The 22,126-nt window shown below is 45.7% G+C and carries 15 protein-coding genes; 9 read left to right on the forward strand and 6 right to left on the reverse strand.

The window, feature by feature from the left end; genetic code table 11:
- Positions 1 to 40: 40 nt before the first annotated feature.
- Together GVN20_RS11740 and GVN20_RS11745 are read right to left on the reverse strand one after the other, a co-directional pair.
- Entirely contained in the window at positions 41 to 2,071 is a 2,031-nt protein-coding gene (locus tag GVN20_RS11740) for a histidine kinase dimerization/phosphoacceptor domain -containing protein (protein ID WP_166558502.1), read from the reverse strand.
- Between the two features lie 242 nt (positions 2,072 to 2,313).
- Positions 2,314 to 4,464 (reverse strand): S9 family peptidase, encoded by a 2,151-nt coding sequence (locus GVN20_RS11745; protein WP_166558503.1) that lies wholly within the window; start codon positions 4,462 to 4,464, stop codon positions 2,314 to 2,316.
- Between the two features lie 131 nt (positions 4,465 to 4,595).
- Between GVN20_RS11745 and GVN20_RS11750 the strand changes: the two genes are divergently transcribed.
- Complete coding sequence (locus tag GVN20_RS11750) at positions 4,596 to 7,412, forward strand: metallophosphoesterase (RefSeq protein ID WP_166558504.1); 2,817 nt, start codon at positions 4,596 to 4,598, stop codon at positions 7,410 to 7,412.
- Here GVN20_RS11750 and GVN20_RS11755 read toward each other — a convergent pair.
- Complete coding sequence (locus tag GVN20_RS11755) at positions 7,402 to 7,863, reverse strand: (deoxy)nucleoside triphosphate pyrophosphohydrolase (protein ID WP_166558505.1); 462 nt, start codon at positions 7,861 to 7,863, stop codon at positions 7,402 to 7,404. The two genes, GVN20_RS11750 and GVN20_RS11755, sit on opposite strands and share 11 nt — an antisense overlap.
- A gap of 174 nt (positions 7,864 to 8,037) precedes the next feature.
- Here GVN20_RS11755 and GVN20_RS11760 point away from each other — a divergent pair, with 174 nt between their 5' ends.
- The gene (locus GVN20_RS11760; protein ID WP_166558506.1) at positions 8,038 to 9,546 is read left to right on the forward strand and encodes a DUF4301 family protein; all 1,509 of its coding nucleotides are present in this window, start codon (positions 8,038 to 8,040) and stop codon (positions 9,544 to 9,546) included.
- An 89-nt stretch (positions 9,547 to 9,635) separates the two neighbouring features.
- Here the strand turns inward: GVN20_RS11760 and GVN20_RS11765 are convergent, their stop codons facing one another.
- Positions 9,636 to 12,122, reverse strand: coding sequence for a T9SS type A sorting domain-containing protein (locus tag GVN20_RS11765; RefSeq protein WP_166558507.1), 2,487 nt, complete (start codon positions 12,120 to 12,122; stop codon positions 9,636 to 9,638).
- Between the two features lie 151 nt (positions 12,123 to 12,273).
- Between GVN20_RS11765 and GVN20_RS11770 the strand changes: the two genes are divergently transcribed.
- Both GVN20_RS11770 and GVN20_RS11775 read left to right on the forward strand, forming a co-directional pair.
- Positions 12,274 to 12,984, forward strand: a complete 711-nt coding sequence (locus tag GVN20_RS11770) for an ATP-binding cassette domain-containing protein (RefSeq protein ID WP_166558508.1) — start codon at positions 12,274 to 12,276, stop codon at positions 12,982 to 12,984.
- A gap of 83 nt (positions 12,985 to 13,067) precedes the next feature.
- The gene (locus GVN20_RS11775; protein ID WP_147277124.1) at positions 13,068 to 13,727 is read left to right on the forward strand and encodes a hypothetical protein; all 660 of its coding nucleotides are present in this window, start codon (positions 13,068 to 13,070) and stop codon (positions 13,725 to 13,727) included.
- A 72-nt stretch (positions 13,728 to 13,799) separates the two neighbouring features.
- Here GVN20_RS11775 and GVN20_RS11780 read toward each other — a convergent pair whose 3' ends face one another.
- Positions 13,800 to 15,050: a bifunctional 3,4-dihydroxy-2-butanone-4-phosphate synthase/GTP cyclohydrolase II gene (locus tag GVN20_RS11780; RefSeq protein ID WP_114462741.1), complete on the reverse strand. Its 1,251-nt coding sequence runs from the start codon at positions 15,048 to 15,050 to the stop codon at positions 13,800 to 13,802.
- A gap of 234 nt (positions 15,051 to 15,284) precedes the next feature.
- On the opposite strand from GVN20_RS11780, the gene GVN20_RS11785 reads away from it, so the two are divergent.
- From GVN20_RS11785 to GVN20_RS11805, 5 genes are all read left to right on the forward strand, one after another.
- A complete protein-coding gene (locus tag GVN20_RS11785) occupies positions 15,285 to 17,138 on the forward strand; it encodes a gliding motility-associated C-terminal domain-containing protein (RefSeq protein WP_166558509.1) in 1,854 nt (617 codons plus the stop codon).
- A 321-nt stretch (positions 17,139 to 17,459) separates the two neighbouring features.
- The gene (locus tag GVN20_RS11790) at positions 17,460 to 18,917 is read left to right on the forward strand and encodes a CotH kinase family protein (protein WP_166558510.1); all 1,458 of its coding nucleotides are present in this window, start codon (positions 17,460 to 17,462) and stop codon (positions 18,915 to 18,917) included.
- Positions 18,918 to 19,724, forward strand: coding sequence for a polyphosphate polymerase domain-containing protein (locus tag GVN20_RS11795; RefSeq protein WP_166558511.1), 807 nt, complete (start codon positions 18,918 to 18,920; stop codon positions 19,722 to 19,724).
- 27 nt (positions 19,725 to 19,751) lie between these two features.
- Entirely contained in the window at positions 19,752 to 20,414 is a 663-nt protein-coding gene (locus GVN20_RS11800) for a DUF4956 domain-containing protein (RefSeq protein WP_166558512.1), read from the forward strand.
- Positions 20,374 to 21,120, forward strand: coding sequence for a DUF2490 domain-containing protein (locus GVN20_RS11805; RefSeq protein ID WP_166558513.1), 747 nt, complete (start codon positions 20,374 to 20,376; stop codon positions 21,118 to 21,120). Before GVN20_RS11800 ends, GVN20_RS11805 begins: the two co-directional genes overlap by 41 nt.
- Positions 21,121 to 21,146: 26 nt before the next feature.
- Here the strand turns inward: GVN20_RS11805 and GVN20_RS11810 are convergent, their stop codons facing one another.
- Complete coding sequence (locus tag GVN20_RS11810) at positions 21,147 to 21,923, reverse strand: type III pantothenate kinase (RefSeq protein WP_166558514.1); 777 nt, start codon at positions 21,921 to 21,923, stop codon at positions 21,147 to 21,149.
- Positions 21,924 to 22,126: the final 203 nt, after the last annotated feature.

Here is a 22,126-nt window from a genome sequence, read left to right on the forward strand (position 1 = left end):
GTCAGAAGTGAGTAGTAGTTAAGGCGATAGATATTTTTGATTAAGCCGCTGTTTTTAGGCGTGTACTCGGAATATGAAGATGATACCAAGTGCCGTTGTCGTTCTGAACCTGTGCTTCGCCACCCAGTTGTTCCGACAGCGATTTTATCAGTTTTTTGCCGAAAGAACCTTTGCGACCTTCCCACGTGGCAAGGTCGATGCCAGGGCCGTTGTCGCGCACATCCAACAGAATTCCGTTGTCATTCTTTAAAGATACGGTCAACGACGGATGGTGGGTTGATTGGTAGGCATATTTGAACGAATTTGTTACTAATTCATTGACAATGAGTCCAATGGGCATCGCTAGTTCTACGTCCAGTTCGCGTTCCTGAATGTCTAACGTAAGGTCAAAATCCTCAGGGGTATGGCCGTACGTTTTCATGATGCTTTCGACAAGGTTGCTTAGGTACTCCCGCATGTCTATCGTAGTGAGGTGTTCTTTTTGGTAGAGCCTCTGATGGATAAGCGACATGGCCTCGATGCGCTGCTGCCCTTCTCGAATGGCCTGTACGGCTTTTTTGTCTTCGAGGTTGTAGGTTTGTAGATTCAGCAGGCTGGACACGATTTGTAGATTATTTTTTACCCGGTGGTGGAGTTCTTTCATCATCAATTCCAGTTTATTGGACTGCTCGCTGATGGTTTGGTTTTGGGTAGTTAGCTGATTGCGTTGAGTGGCAAGCGTAATATTTTGTTTTTGTACTTTTTGGTAAAGAAAAATCATCCCGCCCAACAGTAGTGCCAATACCCCCATTCCAGCCGCGAGCCATTGCATTTGGCGTGTTTTACTCTGATTTTCTGAGTTTAACTGCTGAATTTTCGTTTCCTTTTGTTCAGTCGCGTATTTTGTGCTGATTTCCGCAATCGACCGGGTTTTTTCAACTTCCGACTGCGCTTTGATGAAGGCCAACTGTTTTTCTTTTTGGACGTTGAGCATGGCCAAATACTCGGCTTGCTCTATTTGGAACCGTTGCTGCGTCTCGGCTATTTTTCGCTGGTTGAGGGCGTTAATCATGGCCGCCTCACGCGCTTGCTTGGTTTGAAATTCGGCTTCAATTTTGGCAATGGCCTTCTTTTTTTCGTTGTCCCGCACACTGTCATTCAGCGCTACGGCACTTCGATAGTAGGAAAGTGCCTGACCAAAATCTTTTTTCTGCTCGTAGGCTCGAGAAAGAAACTGGTGAAAGTCCTTTTGATGCTCTTTTTGTTCGGACTGATTTTTAGAAAGCGCGATGCCATAGTTTGCCACTTTGATGGCTTCATCGGGGTTATTGATGGTAAGGTACACCTCGCAAAGACCTTTCTGAACGTACATTTCCAAATAATTGTCTTTTGCTTTTTTGGCATACTGTGCTATCTCACTAAAACGGGCAGCTGCCTCATCGGTGCGTTTTAGATGTGCCAGTTTAAGGGCGTAATTGTACATGCCTGAAAAATAGGCTTCGTCGTCGTTTTCATGTTTGTAAATTTCCAAGGCTCGTTCATTGAAGACTAGGGCTTTCTCGTGGTTTTTTCGTTTTCCTTCTACTGCTGCAAAGCTTTCGAGAACATAGGCTAAGAAATTCTTGGGGAGTTTAGCCGCATGAGCTAAGTAGTACTGATGCGCTTTTTGGTAATATTTTTCGGCCTGATTAAACTCATGTTCGTTGAAATAGGCATACCCGACTTTATGAATACTCAGAAAAGCGCCTCGGTAGAACGCATGACGGTCAAAAAGCTCATGCGCTTTTAAATAATGCTCTACGGCCTTGGGCGTATCGTGTTGGTGCAGATAGAAAAGCCCATAGTGAGAAATAATATCCGCTTCGCAAAATTTGGAACGTACGGTTTTGTTCATTTTAACCGCCGCTTGGAGGTAGGCGCTTGCCTTGTCGAAATCACCAATGAAAATAAAGTTTTGGGACAGGTTGGCTAACGAACGGATTTTTAGAGAATCATATGGTGTGCGTAAAAGGCTGTCGGGAACAGCGACGTTTTGTGCCAATAACGTTCTAACAAACAGACTCATACAAGCCCAAATCAGCAGACGATTCATAGTGGGATAAAATGCGGGGCGGTGGAAAATTTATAAAACCCCGACAAAGGAATGACATCTTTGCCGGGGAGACTTATTCAAATCGTTGAGTAGAGATAGTCTACTTCACAAAGTCGGAAATTGTGCTTTTTTGTCAATGCTTTTGAGGATGGATGTTGGTAATTTATGGGTGAAATACATGATTTTGGTATACATGTGAGGTGTAAATAAGTGCTTATCTCCGTCATTTATATACAAAGATGTTAGTTTGAGATTCCCATTTGAGATAAAATAAACGCAAAATTAAATGCCTCTTCTTTCAAATAGTCAAACCGCCCCGTGGCGCCGCCGTGACCCGAATCCATGTTGATTTTCAACAACAAAATATTGTTGTCGGTTTTGAGGTCGCGCAATTTGGCAACCCACTTGGCTGGTTCATGGAAGCCTACTTGAGAGTCATTCAGACCGCCAGTGGCCAAAATAGCGGGATAATTGGCTTTTTTAAGATTATCGTAAGGAGAGTACGTCATCATGTAGTCGTAGTCTTTTTTGACATTGGGGTTCCCCCATTGTTCATATTCTTGCGTGGTGAGTGGCAAACTGCTATCCAGCATGGTGTTTATGACATCAACAAAGGGAACTTCGGCCACCACTACTCTAAATAAATCAGGACGTAAATTGGTGACGGCCCCCATCAAAAGCCCCCCTGCACTACCACCGTTGATGGCGAGTTTTGAGGAAGAGGTATATTTTTCCTTGATTAGATGCTCGGCGCAGGCAATAAAATCAGTGAACGTGTTCATTTTCTTCTGCAACTTTCCGTCTTCATACCATTGTTCTCCCAAATCCGAGCCGCCGCGTATGTGGGCAATGGCGTACACAAAACCCCGGTTTACCAGACTAAATACATTTGCGTTAAAATTGGCGTCGGTTGAATACCCATACGAACCGTACGAGTACAACAGGCAAGGATTGCTCCCGTTTAATTCCATGCCTTTTTTGTAGACAATCGACAACGGTACTTTTACCCCGTCTTTGGCGACAGCCCATAGGCGTTTTACCTCGTAGTCGTCGGCATTAAAACCACTCGGCACTTCTCGCTCTTTGAGCTTTGTGGCTTGGTTGGTCACCATGTCGTAGTCATAAATGGTGGTCGGGCGGTTGAGGGAAGTGTATGAGTAACGAAATTTAGTTGAAGTAAACTCGGGCGTGCCGTTGGAGTAGGCGGTGTAGACGGGTTCGGGGAAATTGACGGTTTTGGTAGTTCCGCTGGCGATTTCCCGCACATTCATTTCCAGTAATCCGTTGACGCGCTTAGTGACGACCATGTATTTTTCAAAGACTTCGACTCCTTCAATCTTGGCTTGCGGGTCGTGGGCGATGATTTCTTTCCATTTGGAGCGGTTTTCATAGCCCTGTTTTGGGGCTTCATACACCTTTTGGTTTTTGTTTTGGGGGTCTTTCCAAGTGACGAAATAACGATCAGGATAATCATCAATTCCGTATTGGATGTCTTTCTGACGGGGCAAAAATGACTTGAATGCATCGTTGGGGCGGTCGGCGGGGAGCAGGTAGGCCTCGGAGCTTGTAAAACTCGTGGCGTAAATGGCAATCATTTTTTTCGTTTTGGAACGACCCACGTAGGCGTTAAACAATTCATCTTTTTCTTCGTAAACCAGGGCGTCGCTTGGATTGCCCAATACGTGTTTATAAATACGGTGCGAGCGTAATGCCGCGTTGGGGACGTTGTAAAAAACAGTTTTGTTGTCTGCTGCCCAAGTAATACCACCGGCCATGCGGGCTATTTTGTCGGGCAATTCTTTTCCCGTGCGGAGGTCTTTAAATTTCAGTTCATACTCAGCATACGAGCCAGTGGTATTGCTGACGTACGCCATTATGTTGTTGTCGTCGCTTATTTCAAAACCACCAAAAATGAAAGCGGGTTTGCCCTCCGCCATTTTGTTTTGGTCTAGAATAATCTCTTCGGGAGCGTCTAAACTGCCTTTTTTACGGCAATTGATGCTGTATTGTTTGCCTTTTTCTTGGCGAGAGTAGTAATAGTAGCCATTGTCGAGGGATGGAACAGATTGGTCTTCTTCTTTGATACGCCCTTTCATTTCCTCAAAAAGCGTTTTTTGTAGCCCCTTGGTACTAGCCATCACGGTGTCAGCGTAGGCGTTTTCAGCTTTTAGATATGCGATGGTTTCGGGGTTAGATTTGTCTTTGAGCCAAAAATAATCGTCGGAGCGTTGGTAGCCGTGATTGGTAAATATTTGCGGCTTTTTTGGGGCTTTGGGAGGCGCTGGAAAATCAGCTTGGGTAAACACTTTTGTTTGTTCAGGCGAGGTCTTACAAGCTGAAATACAGAAGAATAACAGCACGTAAAGGCCAAGGGCCATTTTGATTGTTTTCATGAAAAAAAAGGGTTGAGAATTGGGAGACCAAATTAGTGAAAAAATGTGCATTTTTGTCTACTCTTTCATGCCAATCCTACTTTATGATGTATTCGTGGTGTAAAACTTTTCTTATCGTACTTCTTGTGACCGTGGGGGCAAGAGAAATTTGGGGTCAAAAAATCGTTCGAGGGCCTTATCTCCAACTTGGGACTCCCACAAGTATTGTAATACGGTGGCGAACAGATGTTCCTGCCAACAGCAAAATTAACTTTGGACTTGCTGCCGATCAGCTAAACCGTACCGCTGTTGACGAAGCCGTTACTACCGAGCATGAAGTAAAATTGGCTGATTTACAGCCTAATACGGTTTATTTCTATTCGGTGGGTACAACTAGCGGTGTGCAGGGAAGTGGCAATGATTATTATTTCAAAACCGCCGCTCCTGCGGGCAGCAAACAAAAAATACGTATTTGGACCATGGGTGATATGGGCAGTGGTACCCCTAATCAGCTGAGCGTGCGGGATTCGTACATGAACTTCATCAAAAAAAATAACCGAGCCACGGATTTGGTACTACTCTTGGGGGATAATGCCTATGGTACAGGAACAGAAGAGGAATACCAGAATAATTTTTTTAACATATACCAAAATCACTTTTTGAAAAACAACGTGCTGTGGGCTGTTCCAGGCAACCATGAGTATTATTCGGGAGACCAAACCAAGCGGGAAGTAGCGTTCTTCAACATTTTCTCCTTCGCTCAAAATGGAGAGGCTGGAGGGGTGCCGTCAGGGACCAAGATGTATTATTCGTTCGATTACGCCAATGTTCACTTTGTTGGGTTAGACTCTTATGGCATAGAAGAAGGAAAGTACCGACTCTACGATACCCTTGGCCCGCAGGTAGCTTGGTTGAAGAAAGATTTAGCCGCTAATAAACAGCCTTGGACGATTGTGATGTTTCACCATCCTCCGTATACAAAAAATTCGCACGACTCAGATGCTGAAAATGAACTTGTCCAAATTCACAAAAACTTGACGCCTATTTTGGAGCGGTACAAGGTTGATTTAGTCTTGAGTGGGCATAGTCATTTATACGAACGCTCAAAATTGATGCGGGGGCATACCGAACATTCGAGCACATTTGATGCCAACAGGCACGTCGTCAATACGTCGTCGGGTAGATATGATGGGTCGCCTAATTCTTGCGCCTATATCAAAAATCCCGCTACGGAAGGGGTCATCTACGCAGTCGTGGGTTCTTCGGGCCAAAACAATGGTTTCAATGGCATACCTCACCCCGCGATGCCTTTTAAAAATGCGACGGTTGGCGGGTCAGCGTACATTGATGTAGAAGACAACCGTTTGGAATTTAATTGGTTAGGTTCAGACCAAATTGTTCATGACCAATTTACTATCTACAAGAATGTGAATAAAACTACCGAGCTGAAAGCCCGACACGGTGAAGTGGTAAAACTGGCGCCATCGTGGAAAGGGAGCTATTTCTGGCCAGATGGCAGTCGCAAACACACCAAAGAACTGATGCTTTTGAGTGATACTACCATCATCGTACGCGATAGCCTTGGATGTTTGGAAGACCGTTTCCAAATTGATGTATTTCCCCGCCCCAAAATTACGACCGAAACCCTTAAAACCGTTTGCAGCGGCGAGCCATTGACGGTGCCATTTTCGGTTACCAATACCGACGCCGCCAAATGGACCTATACCGTGCAATTGTCGAATGCGATGGGTAGCTTTGAACAGCCCATTGCATTGGGTAGTGGCAGTGGAACATCACTCACTGTCAATATTCCCGCAAATCTTTTGGCAGGAGAAGGTTATAAAATAAGGGTCGTTGCCAACGCACAGGGGTTTGATTATACACCTTCGGCGGCGTTTAGCGTGCGCCAAAAAGCAACCGCCACGCTGAAGGGAGACGCAACCATTGACGCTGGCAAAACCGCAAATATTACGCTGACATTTACAGGTTCAGCCCCGTGGACTTATCGTCTTTCTGACAACACTGGCGGTACTACTTCTGCTAATCCGTTGTCGCTGACAGTTAATCCTTTGAAAACCACGCTCTATGCCTTTTCTGCTCTTACAAATGCCTGCGGTGATGGTTCTGCCACTGGCAACGCCCGCGTTGTGGTAGTGCCGCGTATCGAAACAACTTTACCCACTACGGTCACTGTGTGCAACGGAGCGGTGTTGGATGTGCCTTTTGCGCAAGTGGGGCAATTTGAAACAGCGGTGAATTACGTAGCCCAACTGTCAAACAAAGATGGTGATTTTTCTACACCAACGCTCATCGGTTCGGGCAGCCAAAGTCCCGTCAAAGTCACCATCCCACTTTCAGCTACCCTTGGAACGGGCTATCGGATTCGTATCGTTGCTGATAATAATAACTCTGCCAACGTTGCACCTTCGGGGGTATTTGCCATACGTCAGCGTGCTTCGGCCACCATCAGCGGTGATACTGCCATTAAATTTGAAGAGCGGGCTTCATTAACCTTGCGCTTTGAGGGCACACCACCCTGGACCTACGCGCTTTCCGATAATTCAACGAATACCGTGGATTTTTCCCCTTTTACCGTGGCGGTTTCTCCGACCGTTCCCACGGTTTATACCTTAAAATCAGTAACGAATGTATGCGGCGCAGGTGTGGTGAGCGGAAGTGCTTTAGTGAAGGTGATTATTACAGGCACCGTGCAGGAAGAAGAAAATAAGATAAAAATATTTCCTAATCCCGCCCAAACAAAAGTGAAGGTAGAAGTGAATACTCCGCAAAGCCAATCACTGATGTGGGAGTTGGTAAATGTAGATGGCAGAATGGTGAAAGAGGGGAGTATAAGAAAAAGCCAGCGGAGTAGTTTTGAGATAGACGTCGAAGAATTGCCTTCGGGAACCTACGTTTTGCGAATTTCGCTGGGCGAACAAACGATTGTCAGAAAACTGATTAAACTCTAACCTTTGATTTATTCCAGCAAAGCGCTCGTTGTTCTTTGTATTTGAGGTATGTATCAATCACTTCCAAATCGGCATCAGCCCAGTCTACTTTTGAAAGTTGGTCGATGCGTACCCATTTGTACTGCGCGTGTTCGGTAAGAATGACGGGCGAGCTAGTCATGCGACAGATATAAGGCACTAAACAAATAATACGATTACGGCTGGGGTCTTCTTTGTAGGCAGGAGCGAGGCGCGGGCCAATTTCAATTTCGATGCTCAATTCTTCCATGATTTCGCGGTGAAGGGCTTCGGTTTCAGATTCACCTTCATCCACTTTTCCGCCAGGAAATTCCCATTTAAGCGGTAACGACATGGTACTACTGCGTTGAGCGGCAAACAATTGCCCATCTTTTTCGAAAATGGCGCAAGGAACCATCACGATATTTTTCGAATGTTCAGATGGGGTAGACATACTAATGGGTGTTTTTTTGCACAAAGGTACGACGGAAAATTATTTGTGAACGGTTTTTTTATCAAGCGGTCGTCAACTTGAGAAATATTTTTTACTTTCAACCCAAGTTACAAGTGGTTTTTGACCTGTATTCCCTTTATTGTGTAAGATTTTATTCAACCCTTTTATAAAATTATGTTTACGGAAAAAGATTATCAGCAAATTGCCAAACAGGGCATTCCAATCGAAACTATTCAACAACAAATCAGTCATTTTGTTAACGGTTTTCCGTATCTCAAAGTGCTCAAAGCGGCTACCGTAGGGGATGGAATTGTACGGGTCGAAGAAAACGAATTGGAGGCATTGGTGAAGGCGTTTGACGCGCAAACCGATCAAGTGTCTTTGTTGAAATTTGTTCCTGCTTCGGGCGCCGCTACGCGTATGTTTAAGGCATTATTTGCGTTCAAGGATGAAGGTAAAAGCGATAAATCCATCGTTGAGTTTAGCGAACGCTTGCGCGATTTTGCCTTTTTTGAAGATCTACAAACCATCATGGCCGCGGAGGGCGGAGCCATTGAAGCCGATATGGCCGCGGGAGAATTTCGGAAGATTGCGGATTATCTGCTCACGGGCAAGGGGCTGGATTACGGCAACTTACCCAAAGGACTCCTGAAATTTCATGCCTATCCCGACGGTGCCCGTACGCCCGTAGAAGAGCATTTGATTGAAGGTACAAACTATGCAAATTCGGGGGGTAAAGTGCGCATTCATTTTACCGTCTCGCCCGAACACCGGAGCCGTTTTGAAGCCTTGATTGATGCCGTAAAACCGCTTTATGAAGATAAGTTTGGGGTGGTTTACGATATTAGTTTCTCAGAACAAAAACCGTCGACAGATACCATTTCGGTCAACTTAGACAATACGCCTTTCCGCAATGCCGATGGCAGTTTGTTGTTCCGTCCCGCTGGGCATGGGGCGTTGTTGGCCAACCTCGACGAACAAGACGGTGACGTGGTCTTTATCAAAAATATTGACAACGTGGTTCCTGATAGTCTGAAAGAAACCACCTTTACGTACAAGAAAGTGCTGGGGGCTTTGTTGTTGAACTACCGTCAACAAGGTTTTGATTTTCAGAAACGGATCGAAAACGGAGAAACCAGCGATGCTCTGCTGGAAGAGTTGACCCACTATTTTGAAAAAACCTTGTTTACACTACCTCCCGCAGGGTTTGAAGCGTCTTCTTCGGCAGAGAAATTAGCCTATTTTCAACAAAAACTGGATCGCCCATTCCGTCTGTGCGGTATGGTACAAAACGTGGGAGAACCTGGCGGTGGGCCGTTTTGGGCCAGCAACCCCGACGGAACTACGTCGCTCCAAGTGGTTGAATCAGCGCAGATTGACATGACAGATACGGCCCAAAAAGCCCTGTTTGATACGGCTACGCATTTCAACCCCGTCGATTTGGTGTGCTCGTTGAGAGGCTATAAAGGCAAGAAATTTGAACTGATGAAATACGTAGACACCAATACGGGATTCATCACCCAAAAATCAAAAGACGGTAAAGACCTCAAAGCACAGGAGTTGCCGGGATTGTGGAACGGCTCCATGTCTGATTGGAACACGGTATTTGTAGAAGTACCTTTGATTACGTTTAACCCCGTAAAAACCGTCAATGACTTGCTCCGTAAAGAGCACCAGTCATAGGGGATTATTAGAGAGGTTAAAGGTTAAAGTGGCTAAATTCAAAATAAGAACCAAAAAACCTTTAACCTCTCAATATATGATTCATTTACTTATTCTTTCATCATTTTTGTGCTGAACCAACGGTCGTTTATTTTTATCTTCATAAAATAAACACCAGCGGGAAATGAATGGGTGTCTAAGGTTTCTTCATATGTGGGGCGAGATTCCCAGCGATTACTTTTTAAGATTCTTCCCTGATTATCCACCAATTGCCATTCGGTTGCGGCAGTATTAGAGATGCTGACGTTCAGTTGTTTGGATATAGGATTAGGATAAAAATTGATGCCGCTTTTGATGAGGTCGGTGATGCTGGTGATAATCACGTTGGCAAACGCACTGCCCGAAACATTCCCAGTACCGCAGGTATTGCTCACCGATTTGAGGGTATAAGTGGTGGGCAATTGCGGAGCAACAGTCAGCAACGCAGGGCTGATAGAGGTGGTGCCAGTGGTATTGTCTGATAAAGTGTACGTCCATGGGCCATCACCGCTGAACTGAATGACCAAAAAAACATCTTCTCCAGGCTTGAGTGGTGTGGTGCCACCACCGCTCAAAACCGCTCCAGGACGCCGTCCTAGAAAGAAAGCATTGGTAGGTACCAAGGTGATGGCTGAGCCTCCCGTGGCAATTACCCTGATGCGATACCTACCACCTACGGGTGTAGTGGCAGGTATAGACGCAATGATTGGGCTTTGGGTGCCAGTGCCTATCAGCACTGGGTTGGTAAATGCGCCCACGCTGTCAGAAAGTTGCACCTGAAAACCAGTCGTGCCCGACAATACGCCGCCAACCGTAAATTTGATTTCTACGTCTTTTCCCGAACAGATGGCAGTACTTGGATTTTCGGTCAGCAAACGCGGAATAACGGTGACGGGTGCACTGCCCGATGTAGTGCCTTCCCCACACACGTTTCGTACTGAGCTTACCACATAGGTTGCGGTTTGGGTGGGTGTGATATTGACCGTAAAAGGGGTTTGGGTGGCGGTGGAAGTGCTGCCATCAGAAAGGGTAAATGTCCAGGGACTTTCACCCGTAAAATTGAGTGTGAGGGAGGCTGTTTCTCCGAAATTAACGGTTGAACTTCCGCTCAAAGCGGCACTAGGGCGCGCTCGAATCGTAAAGGCTGGACTATTGATAGACGAGGCGGCTGCACTAGCCACTACGCGCAAACGGTATCCAGTGCCTGCCGCAACGTTGGTGGGAATGCTAATAGTGATGGGGCTACTCGCTCCGGAAGCTAAGACGCGCGGGGTAGCAAAACTCCCAGCTATGTCCGAAAGTTGTACGGTGTAAGTAACTGGTGTTGTGAACGTTCCCGTTACCAAAAAAGGAAGACTTACGTTGGTTCCGACACAGACTCCACCTAAAGCGACATCTGCTACGCTGATTTTAGGTACTACCGTGACGGTAGCGGTTCCTGAAACCGTTCCTGCGCCGCAAGCGTTGCTGACCGACACCAAGCTGTAGTTCGTAGTTGCCATGGGATTAACAACGAGTTTCGTGGGATTAGTGGAAGTTGTCGTTGCGGAGCCAGAGGCAAGTTGGTAGGTCCAAGGTGCATCACCCGTAAACGCAATGCTTAAACTTGTGGTGTCTCCTATACCCACAGCGGCCGTTCCACTGAGGGTTGCGGTAGGTAAGGGCTTGACCGTAAAGGCGTTGCTGCTGACATACGTAGCCACCGAACTCGCAATAACGCGAACCTGATAATTCCCTGCTGCCAAGTTGGTGGGTAGGGTTACATTCAAAGGACTTGCAGTGCCTGAGCCGAGGGTGGTGGGCGAGAGAAAACTTCCAGCGGCGTTCGAAAGCTGAGCAGCATACGTGACTCCAGGGCTAGCAAAAGTGCCCGTAACGGTAAAAGGAACCGTTACGGCAGCACCTGCGCACAAACTTGTGGCGGTGAAATCTGTGGTAATTCGTGGAAAAACCGTGACTCGGGCACTGCCAGATACTATGCCGGGGCCACAAATATTGGTGACGGATTGCAGCGCGTAGGTGGTTGAAACAGTGGGTTGCACTAACCCTCTTAGTGGGTTGATTGAGGTAGTCGAGGTGTTGGTATTGGTAAAGGTATACGTCCAGGGGCCGTTGCCTGTAAATGCAATAGATAATTGGGCCGTACCGCCTACGTTGATGCTGGTATCACCACTCAAAAAAGCAGTCGGTGCTTTGAGCATCATAAAGACCGCAGATGGTGTGTAGCTCACGCCCGTTGTGTCGGTAATTACGCGCAGGCGATAGTCTCCGCCTAAAGTACTTGCGGGGAGCGTTACCTGAATGGGACTTCTGGTACCCGTGCCGATGGAGGTTAGGTTGGTAAAAGCGCCGGCAGCGTTGGAAAGCTGAACAATAAACAGCCGATTGGTCGTGGTCAGGTTGGATGTAACAAACGACACGGGGATTGTCGTGCCTGCACAAACCATCCCTCCGCTGACGTTGTTGGTGACAATGGTGGGCAGCTGAGCAAAAAGGGCGTTTTTTACCAAAACTAAAAGCAAAATCAGTACTAACTCAACACGTATAGACAATCTCATAAAACGTTTTCCGTTAAATGTTAATCGCTTGGTATAACTCCTTAAAAAGAGGATATTATCCTTCGGACATTCAAACTGCATTTTTTCCTGCTGACAAAGATACAAGACCCTACGCGAGAATTTTGTATTTTCGCCCCAATTATAGAAAATCATGTCCATTCGGATTCAACATTTAACCAAAGTGTACGGCAGTCAGAAGGCCGTCAATGACGTAAGTTTTGACGTTAGCCGTGGCGAAATCGTAGGTTTTTTGGGGCCAAACGGGGCTGGGAAATCAACGACAATGAAAATCACAACCTGCTATCTATCCGCCACAAGCGGTCAGGTGGAAGTCAACGGCTTTGACGTGGCGCAACATTCTATGGATGTACGCCGTAGTATCGGGTATTTGCCCGAGCACAACCCGCTTTATACCGACATGTACATCAAGGAATTTTTGCGATTTGTGGGGGCGCTATATCATTTAAAAGGCGAAACCCTGACGAAGCGGGTGAGCGAAATGATTGAAATCTGTGGGTTGGAGGTTGAACAACGAAAAAAAATAGGCCAATTGTCTAAGGGCTATCGCCAACGCGTCGGACTCGCGCAGGCGTTGATTCATAACCCACCCGTTTTGATTTTGGATGAAGCTACGACGGGCTTGGACCCCAATCAACTGGTAGAAATTCGCAACTTGATTAAAACCGTGGGCAAAGAAAAAACGGTTTTGTTTTCTTCTCATATCATGCAGGAAGTAGAAGCGATTTGTGACCGGGTCGTGATTATCAACCGTGGGCAGGTAGTGGCCGACCGCTCCCTGAAAGACTTGCAAAACGAAGGTAAGCCGCTAGAAGTGGTTTTCCGGGAGCTTACCATGCAATAGTCGACCTTTATTCTTCGTTTTGAAACATAATTTTCGATTTTGACGTAATAGTAACAGAAGCGTATTTATTTGAAAAGACAACCATGAGAAAGACTTATTTAATGCTCGCATTTGGTGTGTTGTTGACCTATTCGGCAACGGCCCAAAGTACGGCTAATCCTGATGCGCCCCCGCCGCCCGTTCGTCAGAATGAAGGCCCTATCAAGGTGCTAGACGCGCCGCCCCGTAAAAGCGAAGACCCCCAACGCCCCCCTTCAGCACTTGATAAAATCCGTTTGGGAGGCAGTATCGGCCCGCTGTCGTTTGGTACTTTTACAAGTATTGGAGTTTCACCAATAGCAGGTTATCAAGTAACCGAACGCTTGTCTTTGGGAGGAGGGCTTAGCTATACTTATTCAAGTTATAAAAATCCATATACGAGGGTTAAAACTAACTCAAATAACTATGGTGGCCGTTTTTTTGGGATGTTCAATATATTTGAAAGCATTAATTTAAATGCTGAATATGAATCATTAAATGTAGAATATCCTGATTTTACCTCCCAAATTTATAGAAGAACTTGGCTAAATTCAGCAATGGTGGGAGCCTCTTATTCTACCCCCATCGGTGGGAGATTTGTCAGGGCCTTTAACCTAATTGTTTTGTATAATTTAAGTTATAATAACTTGGTGAATCCAAGCGATAGAACTCAAAACATCTATCCAACCTCTAGCCCGCTGGTGATTAGGGCGGTGTTGTTTTAAGTGAAAAAAACACAAACAAAAAGCGCCTTACTGAGCAAGTAAGGCGCTTTTTGTTTGTGAAAAACAGGGGTATTATTCTTCTTTGACGGTCGTGAACTGCGTCAGGCGGTGGCCCATTTTGTTGTATTTGGTCCGAAGATAATCCTCGTTGTGAGGATTGGCGGCCATTTCGATTTGAATATTGTCCACAATTTCGAGCCCGTACCCCATCAATCCAACGCGCTTTTTGGGGTTGTTTGAAATGAGGTTGATTTTGGTCAGGCCTAAATCCCGCAGAATCTGCGCTCCGACGCCGTAGTCACGCTCATCCATCTTAAACCCTAATGCAAGATTGGCTTCCACGGTATCCAAACCATTTTCTTGTAATTTGTAGGCTTTGAGTTTGTTGATTAAACCAATACCTCGGCCTTCTTGATTCATATACAATACCACCCCTTTTCCAGCACGTTCGACCATTTGCATGGCGGCGTGGAGTTGAGGGCCGCAATCGCAGCGACACGACCCGAAAATGTCGCCCGTGGCGCAGGAAGAATGGACGCGTACCATCACAGTTTCGTCTTTTTCCCACGAACCTTTGATTAATGCTAAGTGCAGTTCATCGGTGTTTAACTGGCGGTACGCAATCATGTCAAAATGGCCCCATTCGGTAGGCATATCAACCGCGATTTCACGTTTGATGAGTGATTCGGTACGGAGACGATAGGCAATCAAATCCTTGATAGACACCAACTTCATTCCGAATTTGTCGGCCAAAATACGCAATTGCGGCAAACGAGCCATGGTTCCGTCTTCGTTCAGGATTTCGATGAGCACCCCTGCTGGTTTTAACCCTGCCAGTTTGGCAAAGTCAATGGTCGCTTCGGTATGACCCGTGCGGCGCAATACCCCTCCTGGCATAGCCCGAAGCGGGAAAATATGTCCCGGACGGCCCAATTCTTCCGGTTTTGTTTCGGGATTTACCAGCGCCTGAATGGTTTTGGCGCGGTCGGAAGCGGAGATGCCAGTGGTGCAGCCGTAGCCCAGCAAATCCACCGAAACCGTAAACGGCGTTTCGTGGGTGGAGGTATTATCACCCACCATCATTTTAAGGCCTAATTCTTCGCAGCGCTCTACGGTGAGCGGAGCGCACATCAACCCACGTCCTTCGCGGACCATGAAATTTACCATTTCGGGGGTAATTTTTTCGGCGGCACAGACAAAGTCCCCTTCATTTTCCCGATCTTCGTCGTCTACTACAATGATAATTTTTCCATCCCTAATATCGGCAATGGCATCTTCAATTCTATCAAGTTGTATGGAATTGGTATTATTATTGCTATCCATGTATCAAGTAAAAAAATAGTTTGTCAAAAATTACGTTTTATGCTTAGTTACCCGCTTGAGTTGGCTCATTGTGAGCATGGTTGTGCAGTTAAAACAACTGTGGGCAAAGATACGTTCTTTGAACGGAACGAAAGAAGAATAACCAAATCTATGAGAATCTATCTTTTACTAGTTTTACTTGCATTTTCAATTGGAGCTTCTTACGCACAGGAAGATTGGTGTACAAATCCTCCTATGGGAGTATCACAAGGGGGATTTAATGTAGTTGGTTCTTCTAATGGCTGTGCCCCTTTTGAAGTTAAAGTTGAAAAAACGGTAGGGGATAATTATAAGTATATCTACGATTATAAAGGAGGAAGTCCTCTCAGAACTCCCTATGTACCAGAAGATGTTACAACCCATAAATACCTTAAACAGGGTACCTACAAGATATTACAACTTGGCAGTAACGGTTCGGGGTCGGTTTTTTGTCGGACTGTTAATGTGTATTCACCACCTAATTTTACAGCCAAAGCTTGTAGTAATCGAAAAATACAGGTTACCATTCTAGATGATAGTACCACCAAGCTCTACGAGGGATTCACTATAGATTGGGGCGATGTAAAAGAAAATGTTTCTAAAGCTGGAATATATACGCACTCATACAGTCCTGCAACCAGTATAGCGACGGTTTTTGTCACCGGGAGCGTTGGAGGACAATCATTAGGTTGTTCGATTTCTGTGGCGCCTATTGTTCTTAACAGTACAGATTTGTCAACCACTTCAATCCGTAGAGTAACCCTAAACAACGACGGCTCAGTAGCGGTCTTGATTAGAGCCCCAGTGGGAACGACCACATCCGTGCAGGTAAGTCAAAATAGCGGCGCTTTTACGGGCCTTCCGGGGCAAATAACCCTTACAAGAGACACTGCAACCATTACGGTCAGAGACGTAAATGCGCTTAAAGACACGTACTGCTTCCGACTGAATACCAACGATGGATGTGCCAATAATGCCGCTTTAACTTCCAATGTAGTTTGTGCCACGCCCTTAGAAGTAAAAGCAGAAAACCGCCAGAATGTGGCCGCGTGGAAAGAATATCCCAACGCTGCCGATTTTCAGAATTATCGTATTACGCGTAATCTGGTAAGTTTGGGCGGAGCAAGTGTGCGTACCAATACTACCCAAACCGATGCCAATGTGACCTGTGGGGAGCAATATTGTTATCAGGTAACAGTCCGATTGGCGGGCGGAGTAGAGTCGGTATCGCCTTCGGTGTGCGTAAAGGCCATTTCTACGGAGTTTCCGGCGGTGGTTCAAAATGCATTTGTTACGGTAGAAGATGAAGGGAAAATAAACATTTTTGCTACTCCTCCCGCTTCGGGAGCGACCCCCGCTAAGTTCAAAACGATTTTCTTCCGTACAGAAAACGGTAGTGGAGACTTTAAAGAAATAGCGTCGTTAGATAATGTACTTTCCTATGTCGATAATGCCGTAAATCCCAACCAGCAATCCTATTGCTACCGGATTGCGTATGAGAATTCTTGCGGCAATCGCTCGCAGCCCTCCGAGCCTCTTTGTTCCATTTATTTGTCTTCCAAATCAGGTTCAACGGTCGATTGGACCCCAGAAACACCATTTTTAGTGCCCGTTAATCGTTATCAACTGGAGATTCTGGACGAACAGGGCAATCCATACGACCAAGTGCCGGTGGGGGTGAACACCAGCTATTCGCCCAATGTTTCTGACCAGCAGTTGTTTCGGTACCGGATTTTAGGGTTTGCGCAGGGCGGCAGTGGCAACAGCTACTCCAACTTCTACGTATTCAAGAAGAATGCGCTGCTGTTTATTCCTGATGCTTTTTCGCCCAACGGCGACAATGTCAACGATGTTTTTGCTCCTAAAGGTCAATTTGTGGATAAGTCACGCATGATTGTGTATAACCGCTGGGGACAGGTTCTTTTTGAAAACAACAACGCACTCGAAGGTTGGGATGGCACCATCAACGGGCAACCAGCCGTAGAGGGAACGTACGTTTTTCGGATTGAAATAACTGATTCCTTGGGCGCTAACTTCGTCAAAACAGGAACTGTTTTGCTGGCACGTTAGCGTTTTGCGTGGTGATTTTATCCAACGCTACCATGAACGACTGATGCACTCTGCATAATTGAAGCAGTGGAAGCCGTGCTCTGTATTTTGTAAACTTCTCTATCTATTTCTCAGTACAAATAGGTCAAAGGCCTTTTTGCGGATGGTTATAAACCGTCAATAAATAATTGATTATCTTCACAAACCTTCCAACGCATAGGTCTGATAAGCTGTGTCGAAAATAACCATCAGAAAGTGCCTGTGGTGATAAGGTTTTTCGCAACGACGACGCAAAAACTTGCGTATACATCAAAACATACCTGAACACCAATAAACACTACTATGAAATCAATTCACTATACGCTGCTTACCGCTGCGCTGTTATGGGTAGCCTCGGCCTGTAAGGATAAAAATACCGACCTTGTGCCGCAAAATGCCAATTCTGATTGGACCACCGAATCGCACAGTAATGATGTAGCCCCCAACTATGACATTGTTTTTCCGCAAAATCAAGTAAACACCTTAGAAATCACCATGACGGCCGCCGACTGGACCGCCATCAAAGCCGATATGCAAAGCAAAAGTGGAACGGCTTTTGGAGCGGGTGGAGGAACGAGTCAGGGAGGAATGGCTCCTGGCGGAATGTTGGGTGGTATTCCTCCTGGGGGAAATGGTGCTGGAGGGTTGGATCTTATTCCGGGAGACCCCATTTATGTGGCTACTACCATGAAATTTAACGGAAAAGCTTGGAACAACGTAGGGTTCAGACTCAAAGGTAATTCTAGCCTTTCGTCTATCTGGCGGGCGGGGATTTATAAATTGCCGTTTCGTCTCAAAATGGATGAATACGAAGACAAGTATCCCGAAATTGATAACCAACGTTTTTATGGATTTAAGGAGCTGTCGATGTCGCCTGCATTTTCTGATAATTCGCTTATTCGGGAGAAAGTAGTAGCGGATATTTTCAGAATGGGTGGCGTGGCAGCGGCCCGGACTGCCTTTTATAAAGTGTATCTGAATTTTGGCGATGGCCTTAAATATTGCGGCGTCTATACCATGGTCGAAATCATTGACGACACGATGGTCAAAGATCAATTTGGGGAAGACAAAGGCAATATCTACAAACCTGAATCAACGTTTCAGACATTTGTGCAATCCCAATTTGAAAAGAAAAACAACGAAACTGCTGCCGATTACAGTGATGTACAAGCATTTGTGGGGGCCCTCAACAGCACAGACCGCACAACTAATGCCGCCCAATGGCGTGCCAATCTGGAGAAAACGTTCAACGTGGATCATTATCTAAAATTTTTGGCTATCAACAACACGATTGTCAACTGGGATACCTACGGGGCTATGGCGCATAATTATTATCTTTACAATTCACCCACCAATAAGCTCATGTGGATTCCGTGGGACCATAACATGTCGATGACAAGTACCGCTGGGGGTGGAAATGCCGGCGGTGCTGGCGGCGGGGGGCGAGCGGCAGTGTCGTTGGCCATGACCGAAGTCGGGACAGGCTGGCCGTTGATTCGCTACGTTGCGGCCGACCCAGTGTATTATGCCAAGTACAAACAATACGTTAGGACATTCACTGATGAAGTATTTACGACGGCCAAAATGAATGAGTTGTTTGACAAATACACAAACCTGATTACGCCGTACGTCAACGGAACGGAAAAAGAGATGGCACCATATACCAATCTTACCAATACCGCCGCTTTTGCCACCGCTCTCACGGCATTAAAACAACATGTATCAACGCGAAATCAGGCCGTTAATACCTTTTTAAAATAGATGGCAGCGCAATTCCTCACCCCCACAATTGTACAGAAAATAGGGTTGTATGATCCTATTTCGCTGGCCGAAATGGACGGCGTCAAACTCATGAACCGCACCGATGTCAAGTTTTTAGTCCCCCTAAAAATGCTGCCTACTTTGTTGGAGGATTTGCGGCCCTACTATCGTTTGTTGGAAATCAACGGGCATCGGATGTGTGATTATGAAACGCTCTACTTTGATACGCCTGATTTACGGTTTTACCACGACCACCAAGCAGGACGATTGAATCGGTATAAAATTCGTCAACGTAAGTATGTTCATAGCAACACAATTTTTACGGAAGTAAAATTCAAGAATAATAAAGGGCGTACGATTAAGACCCGTTTGCTGAATCAAAGACCCGTCAATACTACCCTGACCGAGGAAACCAACGCTTTTCTAAGCCTACAAACACCAGTTGATCCTGCCACACTGACGCCAGTACTTCGGGTGGATTATACCCGGATTACCCTTGTGAGCCGCACAACGGCTGAGCGCTTAACGCTGGATTTGAATTTGACGTTTCACAATGAGGCAAGCCGCAAAAGTTATGAACAATTGGTGGTAGCCGAAGTAAAACAAGATTCGCTAAAACACTCCCGATTTTCGGATTTAATGAAGAAATATCAACTGCGGGAAGGCTCACTGAGTAAGTATTGCTTGGGCGTTATTAGTCTCAACAAAACGGTCAAACACAATCGCTTTAAAGAAAAGTTGAATCATGTGTTAAAAATAAATGCCCGATGTACTTCCTTGCCCGAAAATAGCCATTATTCTGCTTAACATTGTCTGATACCTAACGATAAAAAAATGATTTTTCTCCAAGAGCTTGCCACTGCCGACACCTTTGAATGGTTTAATAAACTTCCCGAAAAGTTTTTCGTACGCTTGTTGGTTGATTTGCTGACGGTCACGATTCTGGTCCGACTGATTTATTACCGACTCTACCGTCGTACGGACTTGTTTCTGACGTTTTTTGGTTTCAATTTGGTCATTTTTCTCATTACGTATCTGCTCAATAAAGTGCAGATGTCGATGGGGGCAGCCTTTGGGTTATTTGCCGTGTTTTCGATGCTCCGCTACCGTACAGAAGGGCTTTCGGCCAAAGACATGACTTATCTTTTCATCGTTATTTCGCTGGGGCTTATCTCCGCTATTATCAAAGGAAGTTGGGACGAATTGGGCTTGGTCAATGGCATGATTGTGCTGAGTGTGTGGCTTTTGGAAGGCAACTGGCTTATCAAACGGGAGTTGACAAAAGTTGTGCAATACGACAAAATTGATCTGATTTTGCCCGAGCGGCGTGCCGAATTGATTCAAGACCTGCGGGCACGTACGGGTTTGAATATTCACCGTGTAGAAATTCAAACCATGGATTTTCTGAGAGATTCGGCGCTTATTATGATTTTTTACTATCAAACTCCTGCCAAAAATGAAAAGAAAATCGAAGAAAATATTTTGGAAAATGCATAATTTAGGAAATAACCCTGCGCTTATCAAAGGATTGTCAAGGTATTGGTTTAGAGGAGTTTATGTTTCGTTGGTGCTGTTGGTTTTACCAATGATGGGTTATTCGCAAGCCGCCGATATTGGCCTTTGGTCGGGTGTGGGAGTGGAGAAAAAGATTACTAAAAAATGGTCGGCCAACATCAATGTCCAATCCCGTTTTACGGACAATATTTCCGTTTTAAAAGCGTATTTGGGGGAGGTAGGTCTCTCTTACAAGCTCACCAAGCATTGGGAAGTGAGCGGATATTATCGCTACATAGCCCGACGTAAAAAAAATGAGGATAAAACTGGTTATGAATACCGCTCGTACAATCGTTTTTATGCTGATTTAGCCTATGATCATAAGCTTTGGAAATTGAAATTTGATTATCGTCTGCGCTACCAGAATCAGTTTCAGGATGATGAAAGCGCGGCCGAAAATAGCAGCAGCTACATCCGTAATAAATTTGAATTGTCGTATCCCAATAAATCACGTTTTACGCCTTACGTTTCTACCGATTTTTTCTATGAAATCGGGAACGGTTTTGACCAAATGCGTAATAAAGCGGGCGTAGAAATTGCGCTCAATAAGCACCATAAACTGGAAATATCGGGCTTTACCGATTACCGCTTGATTGGAAGTCAGGAAAATCGGTTTCTGATTGGTGTGGGCTATAAAGTAAAATTTTGAGGTTTGGGGCGAGCTTTCGCCCCATTTTATATACTTTTTTGTTTAACCTTTTCGCCTATAATGCGCAGTCCATCAAGCGTAAGGCTCCGATTTACTTCCACAAACTCGCCGTGTAAGGTATCAATAATGGAGGACAAACCACCTGTAGCGAGCGCAATACAATCTCCGTCGAGTTCGCGGCGGATGCGCGTAACCATACCCCGCACCAGACTTTCATAACCCAACAAAATACCCGCCTGAATGGCGTGCGTGGTATTTTTTCCGATGGCCGATTCTGGCAATTTCAACGGTACTTCGGGCAACTGAGCGGTGTTGGAAAACAAGGCTTTGACGGCGGTTTTCAGGCCTGGCGCGATGGCAACGCCCAAAATTCGGCCATCTCCCGATACGGTCGTAAAGGTAAGTGCTGTACCAAAATCCACCACCACGGCATTTCGGTTGTATTTGGTAAAAGCCGCCACGGCATTGGCTACGAGGTCGCTGCCGATTTCGTGGGGATGGTCTATTTCTACTTTTAAATCTGGGTAAATATCGGGCCCGACCACTACGGGAGGCTCCCCAAAGAGGTTGGATAGCATGGTACGCAGGGTGGGCGTCAGCGGCGGAACCACACTGCTTAAAACCGTAATTGTGATATTCTCCAAGGCTAAGTCGGCCTCTAAAAAATGAAGCCGTAATTTACTTTCAAAATAATTCGGAGATTCTTCGGGCAGTGAACGCGTACGGAAGATGTGTGTCCATTCCTCATTTTGCCAAATTCCAAAAACGGTGTCAGTATTGCCTGCGTCAACGGCTAAAAGCATGATAGACTGAGGTTTGTGATGGTATATTTTTTATGAATCGAAAAGGCTTATTGGAGTACAATTGGCTTGAAAATTCAACGGAAACTGCCCAAAACACCGAATCGATTCGTTGAAGCAAGTCGTTTTTATCCAATATTCGGCTGTCTTTTTTCGTTGTCTTTCTATTGGTTCAGCCAAAAGTCCTTTATTTTGTGAAACTGAGT

This window comes from Runella sp. CRIBMP, from assembly GCF_009905605.1.
Taxonomy (GTDB): domain Bacteria; phylum Bacteroidota; class Bacteroidia; order Cytophagales; family Spirosomataceae; genus Runella.